The sequence below is a fragment of the Butyricicoccus sp. AF35-5AC genome (assembly GCF_003477715.1).
GTDB classification, from domain to species: Bacteria; Bacillota; Clostridia; order Oscillospirales; family Butyricicoccaceae; genus Agathobaculum; species Agathobaculum butyriciproducens.
Window position 1 is genome coordinate 263053 of sequence record NZ_QUDX01000003.1, and the last position, 22423, is coordinate 285475.

22 protein-coding genes and 1 tRNA gene are annotated in these 22423 nt (G+C 55.1%); 12 read left to right on the forward strand and 11 right to left on the reverse strand.

Annotated features, from left to right (window positions below; all coding sequences use genetic code 11):
• Window positions 1-59 precede the first annotated feature (59 nt).
• From DWZ82_RS06450 to DWZ82_RS06470, 5 genes are all read left to right on the forward strand, one after another.
• Window positions 60-135, forward strand: a tRNA-Gly gene (locus tag DWZ82_RS06450).
• 432 nt (window positions 136-567) lie between these two features.
• Entirely contained in the window at window positions 568-2379 is a 1812-nt protein-coding gene (gene lepA / locus DWZ82_RS06455; protein WP_110436966.1) for a translation elongation factor 4, read from the forward strand.
• Window positions 2366-3508, forward strand: coding sequence for a radical SAM family heme chaperone HemW (hemW, locus tag DWZ82_RS06460; protein WP_118479611.1), 1143 nt, complete (start codon window positions 2366-2368; stop codon window positions 3506-3508). Before lepA ends, hemW begins: the two co-directional genes overlap by 14 nt.
• An 81-nt stretch (window positions 3509-3589) precedes the next feature.
• The gene (locus tag DWZ82_RS06465) at window positions 3590-3859 is read left to right on the forward strand and encodes an ACT domain-containing protein (protein WP_118285197.1); all 270 of its coding nucleotides are present in this window, start codon (window positions 3590-3592) and stop codon (window positions 3857-3859) included.
• 72 nt (window positions 3860-3931) lie between these two features.
• Window positions 3932-5290 carry a PFL family protein gene (locus DWZ82_RS06470; RefSeq protein WP_110437238.1) on the forward strand — a complete coding sequence of 453 codons (1359 nt, stop codon included), beginning with the start codon at window positions 3932-3934 and terminating at the stop codon, window positions 5288-5290.
• Window positions 5291-5588: 298 nt separating this feature from the next.
• Here the strand turns inward: DWZ82_RS06470 and DWZ82_RS06475 are convergent, their stop codons facing one another.
• The 7 genes from DWZ82_RS06475 to gpr form a co-directional block, all read right to left on the reverse strand.
• Window positions 5589-6005, reverse strand: coding sequence for a hypothetical protein (locus tag DWZ82_RS06475; RefSeq protein ID WP_118479613.1), 417 nt, complete (start codon window positions 6003-6005; stop codon window positions 5589-5591).
• Between the two features lie 199 nt (window positions 6006-6204).
• Window positions 6205-6540 carry an arsenate reductase family protein gene (locus DWZ82_RS06480; RefSeq protein WP_118479615.1) on the reverse strand — a complete coding sequence of 112 codons (336 nt, stop codon included), beginning with the start codon at window positions 6538-6540 and terminating at the stop codon, window positions 6205-6207.
• Window positions 6541-6707: 167 nt separating this feature from the next.
• A complete protein-coding gene (locus tag DWZ82_RS06485) occupies window positions 6708-7538 on the reverse strand; it encodes a hypothetical protein (RefSeq protein ID WP_118479617.1) in 831 nt (276 codons plus the stop codon).
• Window positions 7531-8157: a Ger(x)C family spore germination protein gene (locus DWZ82_RS06490; RefSeq protein WP_118479619.1), complete on the reverse strand. Its 627-nt coding sequence runs from the start codon at window positions 8155-8157 to the stop codon at window positions 7531-7533. The genes DWZ82_RS06485 and DWZ82_RS06490 overlap by 8 nt, the downstream gene beginning before the upstream one ends.
• Complete coding sequence (locus DWZ82_RS06495) at window positions 8154-9602, reverse strand: spore germination protein (RefSeq protein ID WP_118479621.1); 1449 nt, start codon at window positions 9600-9602, stop codon at window positions 8154-8156. Before DWZ82_RS06495 ends, DWZ82_RS06490 begins: the two co-directional genes overlap by 4 nt.
• Before the next feature lie 89 nt (window positions 9603-9691).
• Window positions 9692-10759: a stage II sporulation protein P gene (gene spoIIP / locus DWZ82_RS06500; protein ID WP_118479623.1), complete on the reverse strand. Its 1068-nt coding sequence runs from the start codon at window positions 10757-10759 to the stop codon at window positions 9692-9694.
• Between the two features lie 71 nt (window positions 10760-10830).
• A complete protein-coding gene (gpr, locus tag DWZ82_RS06505) occupies window positions 10831-11715 on the reverse strand; it encodes a GPR endopeptidase (RefSeq protein ID WP_118479625.1) in 885 nt (294 codons plus the stop codon).
• Between the two features lie 139 nt (window positions 11716-11854).
• Between gpr and rpsT the strand changes: the two genes are divergently transcribed.
• The 5 genes from rpsT (at window position 11855) to DWZ82_RS06530 (ending at window position 14729) form a co-directional block, all read left to right on the forward strand.
• Window positions 11855-12118 carry a 30S ribosomal protein S20 gene (gene rpsT, locus DWZ82_RS06510; RefSeq protein ID WP_110436956.1) on the forward strand — a complete coding sequence of 88 codons (264 nt, stop codon included), beginning with the start codon at window positions 11855-11857 and terminating at the stop codon, window positions 12116-12118.
• A 164-nt stretch (window positions 12119-12282) separates the two neighbouring features.
• On the forward strand, window positions 12283-12516 hold the full coding sequence (locus DWZ82_RS06515; RefSeq protein ID WP_118285191.1) for a hypothetical protein: 234 nt from the start codon (window positions 12283-12285) through the stop codon (window positions 12514-12516).
• Window positions 12516-12800 carry an autorepressor SdpR family transcription factor gene (locus tag DWZ82_RS06520; RefSeq protein WP_118358725.1) on the forward strand — a complete coding sequence of 95 codons (285 nt, stop codon included), beginning with the start codon at window positions 12516-12518 and terminating at the stop codon, window positions 12798-12800. The genes DWZ82_RS06515 and DWZ82_RS06520 overlap by 1 nt, the downstream gene beginning before the upstream one ends.
• Complete coding sequence (locus DWZ82_RS06525) at window positions 12784-13431, forward strand: SdpI family protein (protein ID WP_158575110.1); 648 nt, start codon at window positions 12784-12786, stop codon at window positions 13429-13431. Before DWZ82_RS06520 ends, DWZ82_RS06525 begins: the two co-directional genes overlap by 17 nt.
• Before the next feature lie 206 nt (window positions 13432-13637).
• Window positions 13638-14729, forward strand: a complete 1092-nt coding sequence (locus tag DWZ82_RS06530; protein ID WP_118479629.1) for an S-layer homology domain-containing protein — start codon at window positions 13638-13640, stop codon at window positions 14727-14729.
• A 480-nt stretch (window positions 14730-15209) separates the two neighbouring features.
• Here DWZ82_RS06530 and cysK read toward each other — a convergent pair whose 3' ends face one another.
• On the reverse strand, window positions 15210-16142 hold the full coding sequence (cysK, locus tag DWZ82_RS06535; protein ID WP_118479631.1) for a cysteine synthase A: 933 nt from the start codon (window positions 16140-16142) through the stop codon (window positions 15210-15212).
• A 249-nt stretch (window positions 16143-16391) separates the two neighbouring features.
• Window positions 16392-17063: a uracil-DNA glycosylase gene (gene ung / locus DWZ82_RS06540; protein ID WP_117751594.1), complete on the reverse strand. Its 672-nt coding sequence runs from the start codon at window positions 17061-17063 to the stop codon at window positions 16392-16394.
• A gap of 980 nt (window positions 17064-18043) precedes the next feature.
• Here ung and htpG point away from each other — a divergent pair.
• Window positions 18044-19954 carry a molecular chaperone HtpG gene (htpG, locus tag DWZ82_RS06545; RefSeq protein WP_110436949.1) on the forward strand — a complete coding sequence of 637 codons (1911 nt, stop codon included), beginning with the start codon at window positions 18044-18046 and terminating at the stop codon, window positions 19952-19954.
• A 142-nt stretch (window positions 19955-20096) separates the two neighbouring features.
• Window positions 20097-21005: a diacylglycerol/lipid kinase family protein gene (locus DWZ82_RS06550; protein ID WP_118479633.1), complete on the forward strand. Its 909-nt coding sequence runs from the start codon at window positions 20097-20099 to the stop codon at window positions 21003-21005.
• 306 nt (window positions 21006-21311) lie between these two features.
• Here DWZ82_RS06550 and DWZ82_RS06555 read toward each other — a convergent pair whose 3' ends face one another.
• Window positions 21312-21896 (reverse strand): dipicolinate synthase subunit B, encoded by a 585-nt coding sequence (locus DWZ82_RS06555; RefSeq protein ID WP_118479635.1) that lies wholly within the window; start codon window positions 21894-21896, stop codon window positions 21312-21314.
• A complete protein-coding gene (locus DWZ82_RS06560) occupies window positions 21893-22399 on the reverse strand; it encodes an NAD(P)-dependent oxidoreductase (protein ID WP_158575111.1) in 507 nt (168 codons plus the stop codon). Before DWZ82_RS06560 ends, DWZ82_RS06555 begins: the two co-directional genes overlap by 4 nt.
• Window positions 22400-22423: the final 24 nt, after the last annotated feature.

The window sequence follows — 22423 nt, forward strand, 5'->3', positions numbered from 1 at the left end:
CGTCCGGTGACTAATCGGCACTGACAAAAATCGCGTTAGCGCGAAAATAAACTGAATATGCGGCTGTAGCTCATCTGGTAGAGCGCCACCTTGCCAAGGTGGAGGTAGCGAGTTCGAGCCTCGTCAGCCGCTCCAAATCAAAGGGCACCGATGTCATTCGGTGCTTTTCTTTTTATCCGCAGCACACTCGCTTCCTCCACCTTCATAAAATCGGAGGTCGGGGTCCCCGTGAAAGCCTGCGGCTTTTGCGGGGTGTGGATGCGAGTTCGAGCCTCGTCAGCCGCTCCAATTAGAAGCACCGAGTAAAATCGGTGCTTTTGTTTTACCCAAAACCGCCGGCCGCCGCTAATTCTTTGTCGGTTTACTGCTTCATCATGATAATACAATAACCGCTTTGCATGAAATTCCTCTTATCAGAAAATGAAATTTATGAAAAAATACAAAATTCACGTTTGCAGCAGAGAAACAAACGTAAACTGCGAAAGAACGCTTGTGACACCCCGCCAAATATGCTATAATGAGCCTATATTTATTAGGTTTACAGTTTACAGATAAGGAGCTTTCGACGTGAAAAATCGCGAGCAAATTCGTAATTTCTCCATCATTGCACATATTGACCACGGCAAATCTACGCTGGCAGACCGTCTGCTGGAGCAGTGCAAGGCCGTTTCCGTGCGTGAAATGGAGGAGCAGTTACTCGACAATATGGAGCTTGAGCGTGAGCGCGGCATTACCATCAAGGCGCGCGCTGTCCGCATGGAATATACCGCGGACAACGGCAAGACCTACGAAATGAACCTGATCGACACCCCGGGTCATGTGGACTTCAACTATGAGGTTTCACGTTCTCTGGCGGCGTGTGAGGGTGCGCTTCTGGTCGTTGATGCGGCACAGGGTATTGAGGCGCAGACGCTCGGCAACACCTATCTTGCCATTGACGCCGGTCTGGAGGTCGTGCCGGTCATCAACAAGATCGACCTGCCGGCGGCAGACGCGCCGCGCGTCAAGAAGGAGATCGAGGATATCATCGGCATTCCGGCAGAGGACTCGCCCGAAATTTCCGCAAAAATGAATATCAACATTCACGAGGTGCTCGAGCGTATCGTAACCGATATTCCGGCGCCGGAGGGCGATGCGGATGCGCCGCTGCGTGCGCTCGTGTTCGACAGCCAGTACGACCCGTACAAGGGCGTTGTCGTTTACATGCGCCTGCTTGACGGTAAGATCTGCCCGGGCATGAAGGTCAAAATGATGGCCACCGGTGCCGAATTTCAGGTGCTTGAGTGCGGCTATATGCTGCCGCTCGGTCTGTCTCCGCAGCAGGAGCTGTGTGCGGGTGAGGTTGGCTACTTTACCGCCTCTATTAAAAAGGTGTCCGACACCCGCGTGGGCGATACCGTTACCGGTGTGGAAAATCCGACGCCGGAGGCGCTGCCCGGCTATCGTCCGGCACGTCCGATGGTATTCTGCGGCATTTACACCGAGGACGGCTCCAAGTATCCCGATCTGCGTGACGCACTTGAAAAACTGCAGCTGAATGACGCGGCACTGTCGTTTGAGCCGGAAAGCTCGGTCGCACTCGGCTTTGGTTTCCGCTGCGGCTTCCTCGGTATGCTGCACATGGAGATCATTCAGGAGCGTCTCGAACGTGAGTTTGACCTCGATCTTGTTACCACCCTGCCGAGTGTTATCTACGAGGTCAGCAAGACTGACGGCACCGTGCAGCGCTGCGACAATCCGCACGACTATCCGAGTCCGGATGTCATCGAGGAGGCCCGCGAGCCGTATGTTAAGGCATCCATCATGACGCCGCAGGAGTTCGTCGGCAATATCATGCCGATGTGTCAGGACCGACGCGGCATCTTCAAGGATATGCAGTATCTGGACTCCAATCTGGTCGAGCTGCACTATGAAATGCCGACCGGTGAGATCATTTATGACTTTTTCGACGCGCTCAAGGCTCGTACCAAGGGTTATGCGTCGCTCGACTATGAATTTATCGACTACCGCAAGAGCGATCTCGTTAAGGTCGATATGCTGCTCAACGGCGATCAGGTGGACGCGCTGTCCTTTATCGCGCACCGCGACAAGGCCTACGGCCGTGCCCGCCGTATCTGTGAAAAGCTGAAGGAAAATATTCCGCGCCAGCTGTTCGAGGTGCCGATTCAGGCAGCCATCGGCGGCAAGGTTATCGCCCGCGAGACGGTCAAGGCGCTCCGCAAGGACGTACTGGCTAAGTGCTACGGCGGCGATATCACGCGTAAGAAGAAGCTGCTCGAAAAGCAGAAGGAAGGCAAGAAGAAGATGCGTGCGCTCGGCACGGTTCAGCTGCCGACCGAGGCTTTTATGGCTGTGCTTAAACTCGATGAGGAAAACTAACGCTGCAACAGGCGGCAAGCTGCTCGGCCTCTACCTGCACATCCCGTTCTGCGTGAAAAAGTGCGCGTACTGCGATTTTTATTCGGTCACGGATGCGTCGCTCAAAGCCGATTACACGGCGGCGCTGATTCGTGATATAAAGGCGTACGGCGAACGCTGCTCCGGTTACACGGTCGATACCGTGTATATTGGCGGCGGCACGCCGACCTGCCTTGGCGCAGACTATCTCAGCAGGATTTTACAGGCGGTCGGGGCGTGCTTTGCGATTGCGGAAAACGCCGAAATCACGGTGGAATGCAATCCGGAGAGCACGGATCAAGCGGTGCTGGAGGCCATGCACGAGCACGGCGTCAACCGGCTCTCGTTTGGCGTGCAGGCGGCGCATGACACCGAGCTCAAACGCATCGGCCGTATTCACGACTTTGCGCAGGCACAGACAGCCGTAGAACTCGCGCGGCAGTGTGGCTTCGCCAACATCAGCCTTGATTTGATGTACGGCCTGCCGGACCAGACGCAGGCGCAGTTTCTCGACTCGGTGACACAGTGTTTGACGCTGAACCCGCAGCATTTGTCGTGCTACGGACTCAAACTGGAGCCTGCAACACCGATGGGACGTGAAAATCCGGTTCTGCCGGATGATGATACGCAGGCAGATACCTATCTTGCCATGTGCAGGCTGCTCGGCAGGAACGGCTTCGAGCACTATGAAATATCAAATTTCGCAAAACCGGGTTTTCGTTCCCGGCATAATTTCAAATACTGGGATCTTTCCGACTATCTCGGACTGGGACCGGGTGCCCATTCCTTCCTGAATGGCCGCCGGTTCGCGTTTGCCCGGGATATCAGGGCTTATATCAGCGGTGAGAGCATCCCGCAGGACGAGGAGGAGGTCTCGGACTTCCGGCGGCAGGGCGAATACCTGTTGGTGCGTCTGCGGACCTCGGACGGTGCGGATATGCACGATCTCGAAAACCGATACCATGTCAGCACGGCTCCTTACGAGCAGGTATTCCGCATGCTGGAAAAACACGGTCTTGCCGCCCACGAGGGTACACGGTGGTATCTCACCGAACAGGGGTTTCTGGTTTCCAACAGCATTATCAATGCTGTGGTGGAAGCCGGAGAATAATTGAGAACGACGGATTCTCAATTTTCCATTATTCATTTGTTTGTGATAAATTAACATATACGCAAAAATGGAGGAATCAACATGCGCGCAGTAATCACAGTAACAGGCAAGGACCGCACCGGTATCATCGCCAAGATCTCGAACACGCTCTATGAGCATCAGGTCAACATCATCGACATTTCTCAGAATGTAATGGACGATGTATTTGCAATGGTCATGCTGGTAAACATTGATAAGTGCACCGTAGACTTCAACACGCTCATCGACCTGCTTGACAAGGATGGTGAGGAGCTCGGCATGAAGATTCACACCATGCATGAGGACATCTTCGACGCAATGCACAAAATCTGACAAATTGATGGAATCGAGAGCAGGTAACCGATTCTCAACTCTCAATTTTTCAGGAGGTTTAGTTAAATGTCTATGATCAACACGAAAGATATTCTGGAAACCATTAAGATGATCGAGGAGGAGCACCTCGACATTCGTACCATCACGATGGGCATTTCGCTGCGCGACCTTGCGGCGGACGACATTAATGTGCTGGCGGACAAGGTATACGACAAGGTAACGCGCCGTGCGGAAAAGCTGGTTGCCACCGGCGAGCAGATTGAGCGCGAGCTGGGCATCCCGATCATCAACAAGCGTATTTCGGTAACGCCGATCGCCATGGTCGGTGCGACCTCCTCGGCGAACAGCTATGTGCCGCTGGCCAAGGCGCTTGACCGTGCCGCTGCGACTACCGGCGTTAACTTCGTCGGCGGCTTCTCGGCTCTGGTGCAGAAGGGTTTTGCCAAGGGCGATGAAATCCTTATCAACTCCATTCCGGAGGCAATGGCGGAAACCAATCTGGTCTGCTCGTCGGTCAACGTTGCGTCCACCAAGGCGGGCGTCAATCTGGATGCCATCGGTCTGATGGGCCGCATCATCAAGCAGACCGCAGAACTGACCAAGGACAACGATTCCATGGGCTGCTCCAAGCTGGTCGTTTTTGCCAACGCGGTAGACGATAACCCGTTCATGGCCGGTGCGTTCCACGGCATCGGTGAACCGGAGACCGTTATCAACGTTGGCGTTTCCGGTCCGGGTGTTGTGCAGTCCGCAATTCGCCGTGCAGGTGACTGCTCCATCGGCGAGGTTGCCGATGTGATCAAGAAAACTGCGTTCAAAATCACCCGTATGGGTCAGCTGGTTGGCGCACTGGCAAGCCAGCGTCTGGGGGTTCCGTTCGGCATTGTTGACCTGTCTCTCGCACCGACGCCGGCGATCGGCGACTCGGTTGCGCGTATCCTCGAGGAAGTCGGTCTGGAGGTCTGCGGCGGCTGCGGCACGACCGCAATCCTCGCTATGCTGAACGATGCCGTTAAGAAGGGCGGCGTTATGGCATCCTCGAGTGTCGGCGGTCTGTCCGGCGCATTCATTCCGGTTTCTGAGGACGAGGGCATGATTGCGGCGGCTCAGGCAGGCGCACTGACCCTTGAGAAGCTCGAAGCAATGACTGCGGTATGCTCGGTTGGTATCGACATGGTTGCTGTTCCGGGTGACACCACCGCCGAGGTCATCTCCGGCCTGATCGCGGACGAAATCGCAATCGGCGTTGTCAACACCAAGACCACCGCTGTCCGTGTTATCCCGGCCATCGGCAAGGGAGTCGGCGATATGGTCGAGTTCGGCGGCCTGCTTGGCTCGGCTCCGATCATGCCGATCAAGACCGGTTCTCCTGCGAAGTTCATCAACCGTGGAGGTCGTATTCCGGCTCCGATTCAGAGTCTCAAGAACTAACTGCATAAAGCGCATAAAAAACAGCTCAGCAATGTCTGAGCTGTTTTTATGCTATGCCGGTGAGACGAAAAGACGCCCGCTCAAAACCACGCTTTCGAGCGAATACTGAAGAAAAACCGCGCCCTGCGGGCACATTTTTTCTTCCCTTGTATAAAAAGTCAGGTACACGCCTCGACTTTTTATGAATTTGCTCCGCAAATTCTATTTTATGCGTGCTGCCGCACGAAGCGTAAAAATTAAAATAATACTTTTTTGACAGACTGACGCCCGCTCGAAAATGAGCGGGCGTTTATGGTTTTTACCGATTCTCGTTGCCTTTCTGGCACATGGTAGTGAAAATCACGCCTGCACCGGAGACAACCCCTACGGTTATCCACAGTTTGGATGAGCCGCCGGACAGGTGCTCCTTGAAGCTGTCAGCCGTTGGAATATCGTTCTCTGCAATATCTGCAGCCGAAGCCTCGTTATCCCAGGTTTCACCGGCCGGAATCGGTCCATCAGGAATGTCGATAATGATCGGCTCGTAGGAAACCTCCGGAACATCGGAATCCGGACGGTTTACAGATAAATCGGTCTCATCGTTTGAGATCTCTGAAACGAAAGCAGCGTCCGTCTCCGGAGAATCTTCTGCTGCAAAAGCGCTGATGCTGAGCATATTCAGACTCAGGCTGGCGGTGGTCAGCAGAACCAGAAAACGCTTGCCTTTTCCCTTCATGAGTTCTCCCTCACTTTCGCATGAAATCAGAAGCATAAATCAATGCCGTTGCCTTAAACATAGTTTATCAGACAGCGGATACAGAAAGAGGGTATATTTTGCGAAATGACAGCATTTACCTGAAAAAATGAACAAGGCGTTAAAGCGGGCAACGAACACGGAAAAAGCCGTTCTGAGGTACAGAACGGCTTTAGAAAAGTTATTCCCACTGCTCCCAAACATCGGGCTGGTAGCCGACAGTTGCCTGACGGCCGTTGCGGACGATTGGCGTTTTCATCAGCGTGCCGTCCTCGAGCAGCTTTTCCTTCTTGTCCTCGTCGTAGGCGAGGTAGGAAAGCGACGCATAACTCTTGCTTTTCTGGTCGAGCAGGTTGTCCAGTCCACCGACAGCCTTCAGCACGCTGTCCAGTTCACCCTTGGACATGCCCTTTTGCGCAAGGTCGATCATCTGGAATTTAATGCCGCGTTCTTTGAACCAGCGCTGCGCCTTTTTGGTGTCAAAACACTTATTTTTTCCGAAAATCTGTATATTCATGCCGTAATCTCCTTTGCTCTGCTGTTTGCATTATAGCAGAACTGGGAGAGGAAAACAAGGGCAATACCGCATAATTGAACAAGAGCGATTTGCGCAAAGCGCCGCGGCAGCGCGACCGGAGCCTGCGCAAGGAACCGCAGCTTTAATTGTGCGGTGTTGCCCAAATCCTATTGCGGTCGGCGCAGGTGCAAAACGCCGCAGGTGCGTGTGAACGGATACAGCAGCACACAGACAAGTGCGGCGCATCGGCCAATCTCACACAGGAGGAGAGGCACTGCGAAGAATACCTCGCCGTGTCGGGCAAAATTGCCGATGGCAGCCAGTCCGGCGGCAGTGAATGCCGGATAGGGGAGCAGGGCAGCGGTGTTAGCTCCAAGCAGCAGCACTGTGCGCAGCAGCAGGAGTGCGAGCAATGCACCGCCTGCGCTGAGTCCGCGTGACACGCTTGCGGACAGCTTGGCCTCCGGCAGAGATAACGCCAGTACGACCGATACCGGCAGCAGGGAGTACAGAATATGCCGGAATTGCGGCAGCAATACTGCTGTCGGTGCGGAAAAGTTTGCGGGCGTAAGCTGCGTGAGTGTCAGCACACCGGAGAGCAGGAGTACCGCACCGGCAAGCCACGCAATCGGCAGTGCCCACATGGCACAGCGGTTGAGCCCCATTGAGGCCGTGAGCAGGATGCAGACTGTCAGCAGCACAACTGTGCTGCCGCATGAGCGTCCGGTGAACACGGTCTTCTGCAGGAAAATGCTCATGCGGGCGATGGATGCCAGCAGCGGAAACAGCGAGGTCAGGGCGAGCACCCATTGTGCAGGAGCTGAATGCCGAACCCGGTCGGACAGCCTTGCCGCTCCGATACCGGCCAGTGCACAGACCGTACACGCGAGTGCAGCGGCGTACACGCTCTGCCCGTCGGCGGGAAGATACAGTAATTCACTCATCGGCAGCAGGGCAAACAGCGCCGTACACCACCGCGGAAACAGCCGCTCACGCATAGGTGCCACCGCCAATCTCACCGTCTAAAAAGCAGTTCAGCCGTTCGTTTTTGAACACTGCTGTACCTGCCGGTGCCGTCTGTCCGAACGCATCCACGCGCAAGGCCGGAAGAATGGCTGTGCCGTCTGCGTGCAGCACATCGGTGACGCGGTACAGCGGCATATCCGGCAGAATACCGTCCTGCGCGGAGCGGTCAAGCAGCTCGCTGAGCGCGTACACCTCGTTATCGTTCTCCAGCAGCTCGGCGGCAGAGCCGTCCCGCACGACGGCTGCCCGCAGGCTGAGCCGCACATCGTTTTCACGGCAGAGATAGTCCGCCAGCGGAAGAATGCTCTCGGAAACTGCTTCCTCACTTAAAAGCAGCACCTGTGCATGGCTCAAATACAGGTCTCCCGGCAGGATACTGCGCAGATTGTGCAGCGCGTCCGTCACATCGGTTCCGGTAGCGGACAGGTAAGCCGGAGCGGCGGTGTCATCCGGCGAGTCCTGCCGCACAACCTCGGCGGTCAGGCAGTATACACCGTTTTTGCAGTCGAGCGCAAGTGCGGACACCGGCGAAACCTCTCTCGCACAGCCGCACAGCAACAGCAGCAGCGGCAGGAGTCTGAGCAGCTTCACGGGCGTTCCTCCTTCGACGGGCGTTTGACGGCAAAGCGGTCGCAGCGCATGAAAAACCATGGATAGCGAAGCCAGGTGTCCTCATGCTCGGCGGAGATGCGCGGCACCAGATTGAGCAGATACGGTACCGAGCACGAGTGCATGCGGCACAGTGCCGCGAGTGTTAATCCGAGTGCAAGACCAACGCCGTACAGTCCCCAGGAGGCTGCAGCAGCGAGCAGCACGAAGCGAAGCCACAGGGCAGCGGTCTGCAGCTTGGGCACCATCAGACCGGTGACACCCGCGATAGCGACTACGATAACGGTCGGTGCGGCGGCAAATCGCGCGGAAACCGCTGCGTCACCGAGCACCAGACCGCCGACAATGCTCATCGTCTGTCCCATGGCACCGGGCGTTCGCGCTCCGGCTTCCTTGAGTGCCTCGAGCACGAACAGCATGAGCAAAATCTCCCAACCGATGGGAAGGGGAACGCCGCGCTGTGCGGCGGAGACAGCGAACAGCAGCCGCGCGGGCACTAATTCTCGGTGATAGAGCATGAGTGCGGCGTACATGGCGGGAAACGTGATCGTGAATACAAATCCGATGACACGCAGGATGCGCGAAAGATTTGCCTGCAGAAAGCTGATATAGTAATCGTCGTTGGACTGAAAGCACTCCTGAAACAGAAACGGCGCTGTGAGCGCTACCGGACTGCCGTCCACGACAAGGACACACCGACCCTCCAGCATACGGGAAGCGGCAACGTCCGGCCGTTCGGTCGTGCCGAGTGTCGGAAACGGCGACCAGCGGTGGTCGCGTATGCGCTCGGCAAGATAGTTGGAGTCGAGCACGCTGTCGATATCGAGCGCGGTCAGACGTGTTTCCAGACGCTCAACCAGACTGTTTTCACACAGTCCGGCGATATAGCACAGGCACACGTTGGTGTTTGTGCGGCTGCCGACGCGCATAAACCGGAATTTCAGCCGAGGGTCATTCACGCGACGGCGGATGAGCGCCAGATTGGGCATAAAGCACTCGGTGAAGCCCTCTCGCGGGCCGGAAAGCACGCGCTCGTTTTCCGGCTCGGCGGTGCTGCGCTTGTCGAAGCCCTTGGTGTTGACGAGAACCGGACGTGCATCGCCGTCAGTCAGTACAATGGCGTCGCCGTAGAGAAAGGCGGCAAATACCTTGTTCATATCAGTTTCCACGCGGCATTCGTCAGCCTGGAGCACAGCGGCGGCGAGTATATCGGCGGAAAGCCGCGGCTGCTCACAGCGCAGGATCGGCCGCACAAGGCTCTGGTTGATGGCAAGGGAATTTACCATGCCGTCAAAGAAAAACAGCGCACAGCGCAGTCCGTTTTGACCAATGGCACGCCGTATGATAAGCGTATCGTCGTTCCGGAACAGCTCCTGCATCATGCGGATGTTCCGTTCCAGATCGGCGGTAAATGTGATCGTTTCCATAGTTTCACCCCAAGTTAGGGTGCGCACTATGATAAAAATTATTCGGAAAGTTATCTTGCAGGGCGGGGTGGCCTCATTCCGCCCTGCGGTCAAGTGGTCAATTCGGCCGAAAGAACCTCGCCAAATAATCTGATTCCCTTCAGCGCTTCTGTCATCGTATTGCCCGACGAACCTACCTCCACCAGAAACGCGCTGTGCGTTGCATGCTGATTAAAACGCTGGGTCCGCAGATTAAGCGGACGCATGAGCGTCGGATAGGTGCGGTTGAGCCGGTACTGCAGCGATGCTGCACGATTCAGGTTCTCCTGCCAGTCCGGATGATACAGGCCGCCGTCATCTGTGCCGACCACAAGCATAAGCTGTGCGGTTTCCTCGCCGTTTATCGTGCAGGAGGTCTTGTAGGCGCGGCCGTCATCGGTCAGGATCGAGTCGCGGTGCACGTCAATGACGGTTGTGATGGATGGATATTCTGCCAGCGTGTCCTCAACCACGGCAAGTGAGCGGTCATACGCACCGGTGTACACGGGCGAATCGAAAATTTCGCGGATATGTACGGCCTCAATGCCGTTGTTCTCGAGGACCTTCTGCAGCTCGTCACCGACGCGCACTACATTATAATTGGTATCGGTCGTGCGCTCGGTCTCGGTCGGTGTATACGGAAAAGCGGCATCCGGCGTGTAGCTTTCGCTGCCATGTGTGTGATAGATAAGCACCTGCGGTCCGTCACCGCCTGCGGAAAGATGCTCGTCTGCGGCGAGACAGTCTGCCGCATCCACATCATACGAGGTCTCGTTGTTGATGGAGACCGTGGCGGCCTTGTCAGCGGCCGACAGCACCGGATTGTCGTTCTCGGTGTCGGACGAGGGCACATAGGCGCTCTCCGCAAGCGGATTCTCCGCCTGCTCATCCCGCGCTGCGGCAGCCGTGCGCGGCGTGTACACCTCGGCGGTATCATCCGGCGAAACGCCGAATTCGAGCGCCATTGCGCGGGTGACAAAGCCGCTGTTGTGCGCCAGACCGGTCAGTGCCTTTTGCGCAATCGGCTCGCCGCCTGCCCGGGAAAAAATCAGCAGCGACAGCGCCAGACAGAGGGTGATGACGGCAGGCAGGCGGATGCCGCCTCTCGATCGGAATTTCTGATGTTTACGCCGCTTCATTGCGCCATCCTCCTTGCTGTTTCATGCTATCTATCATACGCCGTACAGCGTGCGAGTATGCCCGAAACCTGTCACGAGAGGTACAGGTCGATATCGGCAACACTGAGGTGCGGATGCAGCGCCATGTTGACTGCATAGCCGATCATGCGGGAGATGTCAGCGACCTCGCGGTCAATATCGCGTGTGGTGATCATCACCGGCTGAGAAAGGTCGTCCAGCGCTTCACAATCAGGCTGCCCAAGCTGACTGCTGATCTCATGTGCGAGCGTTGCGCCGTCCACCACGGTCGGCACACCGACGGCGATAACCGGCACGCCGAGTGTTTCCTTGTTGAGCGCTGCGCGGGCGTTTCCCACGCCGGCCCCCGGCGTAATGCCGGTATCTGCCAGCTGAACCGTACGCAGCAGCCGCGACAGCCGACCGGCGGCAAGCGCATCCACGGCGATGACAGCGGCAGGGCGCACGCGATCGAGCACACCGCAGATGACCTCGCCGGTCTCGACGCCGGTCTGTCCGAGCACACCCGGAGCCAGTGCGGAAACGGGCCGCCAGTCCGCGAAAATAGCGGGTGACTGCGCGACCAGATGCCGCGTGGCAATGACATGGTCGGCGGTCTGCGGACCGATGGCATCGGGGGTTATCATGCGGTTGCCCAGTCCGGCGATGAGCACCGCACCGTCATTCGGACGCGGCAGCAGTTCGCGCAGCAGCGTGCTGAGCGCCTTGCAGGCACGCGGAAACGCGTCCTCCTCGCGGCGGATGAGTGCATCCAGCTCAAGCGTGAGATAGCGCCCCTGCGGCTTGCCAATCTCGCGGGCGGCATCCTCTGAGAGAATGCGTACCTCGTGTACGGCGAAGCCCTCAAGCGTGCGATCGGACTGCCGGACATGCGGCAGGGCAGCGGCTGTTTTATGGTTTTCGATCGCCTCAACGGCCAGATCGGTGCGGAAAGCCATGCACAATCCCTCCTTATAAGGATAGTTTTTTCGAGGGAAAAGTTTTTATGCAGAAAATGAAAAAAACACTTGCTTTTTTTGTGAGAAGATGATAGAATAATATCACTGTTGAATAGAAAACAAAGGAGGTGTTTTCAGAATGCCCAATATTAAGTCTGCAAAGAAGCGCGTTAAGGTTAACTCCGTAAAGGCGCTGAACAACCAGATGGCTAAGAGCGAGCTCAAGACCACTCTGAAGAAGTTTGATGCTGCGATTGCTGGCGGCGATAAGGCTGAAGCAACTGCTGCTTACACGACCGCTGTCAAGGCTGTCGATCAGGCGGCTGCCAAGCACCTCCTGCACAAGAACAATGCGTCCAACAAGAAGAGCAAGATGACTACCAAGCTCAACGGCATGGCGTAAGTTCTGGTATAGAACATCGAAACCGCAAGTTTACCTTGCGGTTTTTCTTTTTGCGTCATTTAGATATTTATCGAAATGTGTTGACAAACGCAGAAGCTGTGGTATACTGAAAACAATTAGATGGCCATCTAATTAACAGGATAGCGAAAAGGACGGTGAACGGAATGGACATTACCATTCTGATTTGCGCGATTGCGCTGATTCTGGCGGCCATATTGGTGATCTGGCAGGCAAAAGCGCTTGCAAGGTGCGATTTGATTTGCAAATCCTGCGGCACGAAGCAAAATCTGCCGTGGAAGCGGCTGGTTTTCCGCACGCATGTGGGAAACGACTGGCAGCTGTATTGTCCGGTCTGCGGACGCAAAACGTGGTTTACCGCACGAAAGAGGGGACAGTAATGGGGTTTCAGCAGAGCTTTAAGGCGCTCAGCGATCCGGTGCGGCGCGAAATCCTGTCGCTGCTGCGGCGCGGACCGATGGCGGCGGGCGATATTGCGGCGCACTTCGAGGTGTCGGGCGCAACCATTTCGCATCACCTGTCCGTCCTGCGGGATGCGGGTCTGGTGTTGGATGACAAGCAGGGCAAGTACATTTATTATGAGTTGAATATGTCGGTCGTGGATGAGATTCTCGAATGGATCAGCGCCTTGAAAGGAGATGGCAGGAATGAAAAAAATCAGTAGACTGCAGGTGACGGCGTGGGTGCTGTCGTTGCTGCCGGCGGCAATGACAGCGGCGTTTTACAGTAGGCTGCCCGCGGAAATTCCCATGCAGTGGGATCTTGTCGGTCATGTGAGTTACGAAACCAGATGTCATTTGTGGATCGTGGCCGGTATGGCACCGCTGTTTGCGGTTCTGTTCTACTTTCTGCCGCGGTTTGACCCGAAAAGCAAAAACTACGACAAATTTTCCGATGCCTATATCGGGTTCCAGATCATGATCGACCTGTTTCTGACCGCAATGTGCGGCATCTGCATTGCGGAAGCACTGCATCCGGGTACGGTCGATGTGCCGACAGTCGTATGTCTGCTCGTCAGCCTGCTGGTGATGTGCCTCGGTAATATTATGCCGAAGTTTCGCATGAACTGGTACTGCGGGATCAAAACGCCATGGACGCTGTCGAGCGAAACTGTCTGGACGAAAACGCATCGTGCGGCAGGCCGTATGATGTTTGCGGCGGGTATTATTGGTGCTGCAGGCTCGTTCGTTCCGAATGAGATTGCAAAGTTTGTGCTGGTGCTTGCGCCAACGGCGGCGGCAACGATTATCCCGACTGTGCTGAGTTGGCGATGGTACCGCGCAGAACAGCAGTGATAGACGAAAAATGGACTTTGAAAGCGCGGTTTGGTGGAAAACCGCGCTTTTCTTGTATAAAAAGGTTAAAATTACAGAATGGTTACAACAAATTTAGTCATATTTTAACTTGTAAAGTGGGGAACAGTGTGCTATAATTTTGAAGCAAGTTTACATAGGTGGGGAATACACCCTATCTATTATAACCACTGGGCAAGGAGAATATTATGAAAAGAACGCGAAAGCTGGTGACCGTTGCGGTGCTGGCGGTTGTGGTGGTCGTAAGCGCGATCACGGCAGCCTATGCACTGAGCGCGAACACCACGGAGACGTATGCGTATCTTCCTGAACACTCGGTTTACTTTTATGATACAGCAGGAGAATACGCGTGGGCTTCCCGCGAGGTTGATACGCTTGCCGTTGCAGGCGTAATCAAGGGCAGCGGAACCCATCTGTTTTATCCGGGCAATGCCATTACCCGAGCGGACTTCATCGTTATGCTCGACCGCGCCTATGGCATGAGTGAAGCGCTCGACAACGGTCAGGTCAATTCAAACGGCTCATTTGTCGATGTGCCGAGCAGCGCCTATTACAGCAAGGCGGTTATCGCGGCGAAAGCCTTCGGCATAGCGGCGGGCACCGCGACCGGTGAGTTTCAGCCGCAGCAGAACATGACCCGTCAGGACGCAATGGTGTTCCTCAAACGCACGATTGACCGCACGGCGCTCAAACTGGGCACCGGTTCGGTGAGCAGCTTCTCGGATGCGAGCAGGATTTCCAATTACGCGAAGCCTTCCGTCAGTGCACTGGTCGGTGCTCAGGTGATCGGCGGCTCGAAAGGAAAGATCAATCCGCTTTCCAAGGTAACGCGTGCGGAGATGGCGGTGATGTTCTATCGGGCAACGCATTTGACCGTGCAGGGCAGCGGCGCTGTGTATCAGAGCCGCGGCGATCTGGTCAATCTGTGTATCGGCACGCAGAATTACTGCGATGTTGTGATCGAGAACTATGATCCTTCGGTGACGTATACCGGTCTGATGGAGTATACGGATTTCCGACGAGTCGGCGGTGTTAGCTACGTTTCGCTGAGCGGCAAACGCGCAATCGACCGCACGGTAGCGTACACGAACGGCGTGTTCACCTTTGCAGACGGTGAGGGTACAGTGAGCATTCCGGCGGCCGCCGATTGCGTAGCTATCGATGTCAGCCAGCCGTACCATCAGCTGAATGCGCCGACAAGCACCGGCAGTACCTACCGGCATTGCTATCCCTCCATCGAGGACGGTGCGGTTACTGCGATTTATTATTCCAAGGTATAACGAAACCACCCTGCTTTCGCAGGGTGGTTTGAGACTGTCGAAAAACTCCGTTTTTCGAGCAGCCTCTCGATTGAAACCACGCTTTCAATCGAATCTTGACGAAAAGCCGCGCCCTACGGGCACAATTTTTCGTCCCTTGTATAATTCCCGAGGTACACAAGGTGAATTGCCGCATAGCGGCAAAAGAGGGTGGCCTGGGCCACGCCCCCGGGAATTATGAATTTGCTGTGCAAATTCTATTTTATGCGTGCTGCCGCACGAAAGGTAAAAACGATAGATTGGCTTTATCGACAGACTGAAACCACCCTGCTTTCGCAGGGTGGTTTTTCGTTGTTAAATGCGTGGGCGGAAACTGGAGAAACGTTACGTTCATTCTCCATTTTCCATAAAAAAGACACCTCCGCTGTGCGGAGGTGTCTTTTTTATACATTTGGAGATGAATGGATTTTTGGAGAGAATTGCAGGATTTGAGAATTAAAATTACTCAGAAACCAGCGGGGTGGACAGGTAACGGTCGCCGGTATCAGGCAGCAGAGCTACGATAACCTTGCCGGCGTTCTCCGGACGCTTGGACAGCTCAACAGCAGCCCACAGAGCAGCACCGGAGGAAATACCTACGAACAGACCCTCGCTGTGAGCGAACTGGCGAGAGGTTTCAAATGCATCCTCGTTTGCTACACGAATAACTTCGTCGTAAACCTTGGTATCGAGTACATCCGGAACGAAGCCGGCGCCGATACCCTGAATCTTATGCGGGCCGCCCTTGCCGGTGGACAGTACCGGGGAGGTATCCGGCTCAACAGCTACTACCTTGACATTCGGGTCCTGATCCTTCAGGTACTTGCCGGTGCCGGTTACGGTGCCGCCGGTGCCTACGCCTGCAACGAAGATGTCAACCTTGTGACCGGACTGCTCCCAGATCTCGGGGCCGGTGGTTGCGTAGTGTGCAGCCGGGTTTGCCGGGTTTACGAACTGACCCGGGATGAAGCTGTTCGGGGTCTCCTTAGCCAGCTCGTTTGCCTTTGCGATCGCACCGGACATGCCCTTTGTGCCTTCGGTCAGAACCAGCTCAGCGCCGTAAGCCTTCAGCATGTTGCGGCGTTCAACGCTCATGGTTTCCGGCATGGTGAGGATGATGTGGTAGCCGCGGGAAGCTGCAACTGCTGCCAGACCGATACCGGTGTTGCCGGAGGTCGGCTCGATAATGGTTGCGCCCGGCTTGAGCGCACCGGACTTCTCAGCCTCGCTGATCATGGCGTTTGCGATACGATCCTTAACGGAACCGGCCGGATTAAAGTACTCCAGCTTTGCGAGAATCTGTGCGTTAGCGCCAGCCTTAGCTGCAAACTTTTCAGCCGCATACAGCGGGGTGTTGCCGATCAGATCGGAGAAGCTCTTTTTAATATCAGACATGGGATAAACCGCCTTTCAAAATTAAGAAAAATTAGAATGTGATGTTAGTAAGGAATGATGGGAAAACTCAGTCGATGCAACATCGACACATTCGCCGGATCGTCATTGAGATCACGCTCCTAAATTCACTTTATTCATATGTGTTTTGTATGAATTAAATATACAACCGAAATTCCCATTTGTCAATAGGAATTTTGAAAAAAGTCAAAAAATTTCCGCACCCGGAAAAATGGTGCGGAAACATACTGTTTAATGGGTAAGATCCCAGTCGATAGGGTCGATGCCGTGCGCTTCGAGAAACGCATTGCACTTGGAGAAGTGCTTGCAGCCGAAAAAGCCATTGTACGCCGACAGAGGAGAGGGATGCACGCTTTCGAGCACAAGGTGCTGCGGTGCGGTGATGAGTTTCTTTTTGCTGCGGGCATTGCCGCCCCAGAGCAGAAAGACGATCGGCTGCTCATGCTCGTTCAGCTTTTCAATGATATGGTCGGTGAAGGTCGTCCAGCCGAGGTTTTTGTGGCTGTTCGCCTGCCCGCGGCGTACGGTCAGAGTCGTGTTCAGCATGAGCACACCGCGCTCCGCCCACTTGGTGAGCGTGCCGTCCTTGGGAGGCACAATGCCAAGATCACTCTGCAGCTCCTTGAAGATGTTCTGCAGGCTCGGAGGCGGCTGAACACCCGGCTGAACCGAAAAGCAAAGCCCGTGCGCCTGTCCGGGACCGTGATATGGGTCCTGCCCGAGGATGACGGCCTTGACCTTGGAATACGGCGTGTACCGCAGAGCGTTAAAGATGTTCTCTGCCGCCGGATAGATGGTCTGCTCGGCGTATTCCTTTTTCAGCCAGTAGCGAATGCGCTTGTAATAATCCTGCTCAAACTCACCGGCAAGGATCTCGTCCCAATCGTTGCCAAGATGTACCATGCGATCACTCCAAAATTGTTTTCTTCTCTTTAGTATAGCATAGGGAAGGGGGTGTGTCAAAATTGAGAATGGATAGGGAGCGTCCTATCGCGCAGACAGTTCGTCCTATCCGGGCTGCACCGGTCGCAGACACAGGTTTTCCGGTGTGCCCGAACTGCGAAGGTGGTTCGCCATTTCCGGGCGAGGATTACGCCGCTGCGGCGGCGGGGACGTTTGCCGTGTCCACGGCAGGGGACAAAAAGGGTAGACACCTACGGTTTGCCCGTAGGCTGCTAAACCTTTTTCCCGCGCCGTGCGCGGATTTAATGAGTGCTACCCTCTTTGAACACCCGTTTCCCTTAGTAGTATAGCACGGTGGTAACGATAGAGAGGAGACCGCTCCGAAAAAGAGAACGGCAGAGGATTTTTTCTACCGCGTGGTATAGCACATTTACGCAGTTCAGATAGCATACTGCTACAGCTAATTAGGGTCTACGCAAGCGCGGCACAAGGTGAACCGTCTGTGTAGCAGTACGTTATCTGACACTGCGAATCGGTTGCGAAAGATACGGAAGAAAAAATCCTCTGCCGTACTCCTTTTCGAAGCGGTCACATATAGGCAATCTGCACCAGATTAGGAAGCAAGGGAAAGGTAGGAGTTCAAAGAGGAAGGAAAACCGCAGGTTGTCCTTCCTTTTTGCCCCCGCTGCGGGCGCCGCGACGTTCCCGCCGTCCGCAGACGGCGAATCCCCACCGCCGAATCTCAGCGAAAAACATCCCGCCCGTTAGGGGCGAACCCGCCTGCGGCAGTTCGTGCGCCCCGGTTAACCGGTGCAGAGAAAAGACGGACGTTTGAGCGGCTTGATGACCGTTTTTGAATAAACCATGAATTTTGTAAAGCCCTCTTGATTTTTTCTGACTTTGGGATTATTATATCAATGTTGGCACTCGATGATTGAGAGTGCTAATACCGAACAACAAACACAGAGGTGTATGTAATCATGGCAACCAAGCAGTTTAAGGCAGAATCCAAGCGCCTGCTCGATTTGATGATCAACTCTATTTATACGCACAAGGAGATTTTCCTGCGTGAGCTGATCTCCAACGCATCCGACGCAACGGATAAGCTCTACTATAATGCAATGAAGGAAGGCAAGACCGGTATCACCCGCGACAGTCTGCCGATCGAGCTGACGCTCGACAAGGCAAACCGCCGCTTTATCATCGAGGACCACGGTTGCGGCATGACTGCCGAGGAAATGGAGAACAACCTCGGTACGATCGCGCATTCCGGTTCGCTGGCGTTCAAGAACGAAAATGAAAAGCAAGACGATATCGACATCATCGGCCAGTTCGGCGTTGGCTTCTATGCGGCCTTTATGGTTGCAAAGCATGTTGAGGTCGTATCCCGTGCGGCAGGCAGCGACGAGGCCAACCGCTGGGAGTCCGACGGTGCGGACGGCTACACGGTTGCACCGTGCGAAAAGGCAGAAAACGGCACGAAGATCGTGCTGACCATCAAGGATAATACGGAGAACGAGAATTACGATGAATTTCTCGAGCCGTACCGCATTCAGGGTTTGGTAAAGAAGTATTCCGATTATATTCGCTACCCGATCAAGATGGATATGACGCGCTCCCGCATGAAGGAGAAGCCGGCGGATGCAGGTGACGACTACAAGCCGGAGTGGGAGGAGTACACCGAGAATGAGACCCTCAATTCCATGGTTCCGATCTGGAAGAAGTCCAAGAAGGAGCTGAAGGACGAGGATTACAACAGCTTCTATACGCAGAAGTTCTACGATTATCAGCCGCCGCTGTGCCATATCCATTCCAGTGTGGAAGGCGCGGTAACGTACACAGCAATGCTGTTCATCCCGTCTCACGCGCCGATGGACTACTATACCAAGGACTATGAGAAGGGTCTGCAGCTGTACTCCAACGGCGTGCTCATCATGGACAAATGCGCGGATCTGCTGCCTGATCATTTCAGCTTTGTACACGGCATGGTCGATACGGCAGACCTGTCGCTCAACATCTCCCGTGAGATGCTGCAGCATGACCGCCATTTGAAGGCCATCGCGCAGAGCCTTGAGAAGAAAATCAAGAGCGAGCTGCTCAAGATGCAGAAGGACAAGCGCGAGGATTATGAGAAGTTCTGGGCAGCGTTCGGCCGTCAGATCAAGTACGGCGCCTATGTTGAGTACGGCGCGCACAAGGAGCTGCTGCAGGATCTGCTGATGTACCATTCCTCCACGGAGGACAAGCTGGTATCGCTCGCGGAGTACGCTTCCCGCATGAAGGAAGACCAGAAGTATATCTACTATGCTTGCGGCGAGACCATCGACAAGATCAAGCTGCTGCCGGTAATGGAAACGCTGTCCGACAAGGGCTACGAGGTGCTGTGCATGGATGACAGCATTGATGAGTTCTGCGTCAAGATGCTCGCTAAGTACAACGATAAGGAATTCAAGTCCATCGCGGATGCAGACCTCGGTCTGGACAGCGAGGACGAGAAGGAAGAGATCAAAAAGCTGAGTGAGGACAACAAGGATGTCCTCGAAGCACTCGGCAAGGCGCTCGAGGGCAAGGTTAAGAAGGTCGAACTGACCAGCCGCCTCAAGAGCCATCCGTGCTGCCTGCGTGCCGAAGGTCCGGTAACGCTCGAGATGGAGAAGGTGCTCAACCAGCAGGCTGCTGTCAACGGCGGTCAGAGCGTACACGCCGAGCGTGTTCTGGAGCTGAATGCCGAGCACCCGATCTTTAAGAAGCTGTGTGCGCTGCAGGCGGAAGGCTCGGATAAGGTAAGCACCTATGCGGATATCCTGTATACGCAGGCGCTGCTCATCGAGGGTATGCCGGTGGATGATCCGGTGGCTTACGCAAATGCTGTTTGCAATTTGCTCTCCTGAGATATATAATAATATAGTTAGTATATAGATAGTATATACTTGGGATAAAAGAGTGAATGATTGATGGATTGAGAATAGCGATGCGGCGCGGCTGCGTCGATACTACATTTTATTTATGAACAAAACCGGAAGGTGATGAAACATGAAGAGAATGCTGTGGATACTCAATCCGCATGCGGGACGCGGTGCAATGAGCGGAAAGATCATCGACTGTGTGACCGCATTTCAACAGGCAGGATATGATGTGACGATTTATATCACGCAGGGTGCGCAGGATGCAACGCGTGTTGCACGGGAGCGTGCGGGCGAGTTCGATCGCATTGTGTGTGCAGGCGGTGACGGTACGCTGAATGAGGTGATTACCGGTCTTATGCAGGTGGAGAGCCGTCCGGTTCTCGGTTATGTGCCTGCCGGTACGACAAATGACTTCGCGTTCAGTCTGGGCATTTCCAAGGTGCCCGCTGAGGCGGCGGTTATTGCGGCAGGCGACACGCTGCAGGCGCTGGACATCGGCCGCTTCAACGATCGCTATTTTAACTATGTTGCGGCGTTCGGCGCGTTTACCGAGGTCTCTTACGAGACACCGCAGCAGACCAAGAACATTTTCGGGCGTGCTGCGTATATCATCGAGGGCATTAAGGCACTGACCAACATCAAAACCTACCACATCCGCGTGAACAGCGCGGAAACGCAGATAGAGGACGATTTCATCTACGGTATGGTGACAAACACGGTGTCGGTCGGCGGCTTCAAGACCATCCGGCCGGATGGCGTGGCGCTGGATGACGGACTGTACGAGGTGCTGCTCATTTACCCGGTCGAGAATCCGATGGAGCTGCAGTGGCTGGCGAATGACCTGCTGACGCATAATGTTGAATCTAACCGCTTCGCGTACTTCCGCACGTCAAAAATCAGTTTTTCGTCCGATGACGAGGTGACGTGGACACTGGACGGCGAGTTCGGCGGAGCATTGCACAATGTGCAGATTACCAACTGCAGCCGTGCGATCACATTTGCCACCGGCAAGGAGCCGGAAAGCAAAGAATCATAAGAAAAGTCCTGCAGAATGCTGGCTTAACCGTGATAAGGAACGAATGCAGCCGTATTACGGATAGCCGGCGGATTCAGGTGTGCAAGGACAACAAACGTAAAGACAACCGCCCATTTCCGAAAGGAAGGGGCGGTTGATTTTTGCTGTTTATCAAAAGTAAACTGATTCAATTTCATGGACGAGGTGGCAATCTCCGTATCGGCAGAGCCCGGGATCATAGAAAAAACGGCGTGACTTTCACGGTCACACCGTTCTTTGCGACACAATAATTACTTGTCACGATTCAGTGTCAGCTCTGCGGGATTTTTATACGTTGGGTGCAAGCAGGATGGGCTGAAGCTGTCTGCCGTTCATGGCCGCGTCAATGGCGGCGGGAATCAGCGTCATGTCTGCGACAAGTGAACGCGGTTTGCTGTGCGGTGCATCCTGCCGCAGCGGTACGAAATAGTAATGCCGGCGATTTAGCAGCGTGCCGAGATTGGCGGCGCTGCCGGACAGACCGTCGTTGGTGGAGACCGCCAGCACGACCGGACGTTCTCCGCGCAGATGGCTTTTGACCGCCATGGTCGCGGGCGTGTCCGTCAGACCGTGCGCCAGTCTGGCGAGTGTGTTGCCCGTGCACGGCGCAACGATCAGTATATCAAACAGCGCCTTCGGCCCAATCGGCTCGGCGGAAACAATGCTGTCGATAGGGGGGACGCCGGTGAGTGCGGTCAGCTCCTGACGCCAGTGCGCGGCTGTGCCAAAGCGGGTGTCGAGTGTGCCGGCGCTGTCGGACAGAATCGGCGTAACGGAATCGCCGCGCTCGATGAGTGCTTGTATAACCGGTATGACCTTGGCAAAGGTACAGAACGAACCGGTCAGTACAAAGCCAATGCGGAGTTTGCTCATAAGATGCCCTCCTCGTGCAGAATGGTGTCCACGGTATCGAATACCGCACGTGCAGCGCTGAGCGGTGCTACCTTGCCCGGAAGAGACAGTGCGTGCAGCACGCGGCAGCCATCCGGAAGCAGGGTATCGGCGGCAACACCGCCCGGCAGAGATGCAAGATCAATGATGAAGCAGGGCGGTTTCATGTCGGATAGTACCTCGGTTGTCAGGATCGGAGCGGGTACGGTGTTGAAAATCAGGTCAAAACCGGCAAGGTGACCGGCGAGCCTGCGTGTATCCAGTGCGTGCAGTCCTGCGGCAGCGATGCGTGCGAAATCACGCGTACAGCGTGCGGAGACCGCAACCTGTGCATCGAGAGCGTACAGCTTGCGTGCAAGAAGCATGCCGATCCGTCCGGCACCGATCACCAGACAGCGTGCATTTTGCAGCGTGAACGCAGTCTGCTCCATCGCAAGCTGAAGTGCTCCCTCGCAGGTAGGGAAGGCGTTAGCGATTTGGCGCATAAACGGGTTTGCCTTCGCATAGAC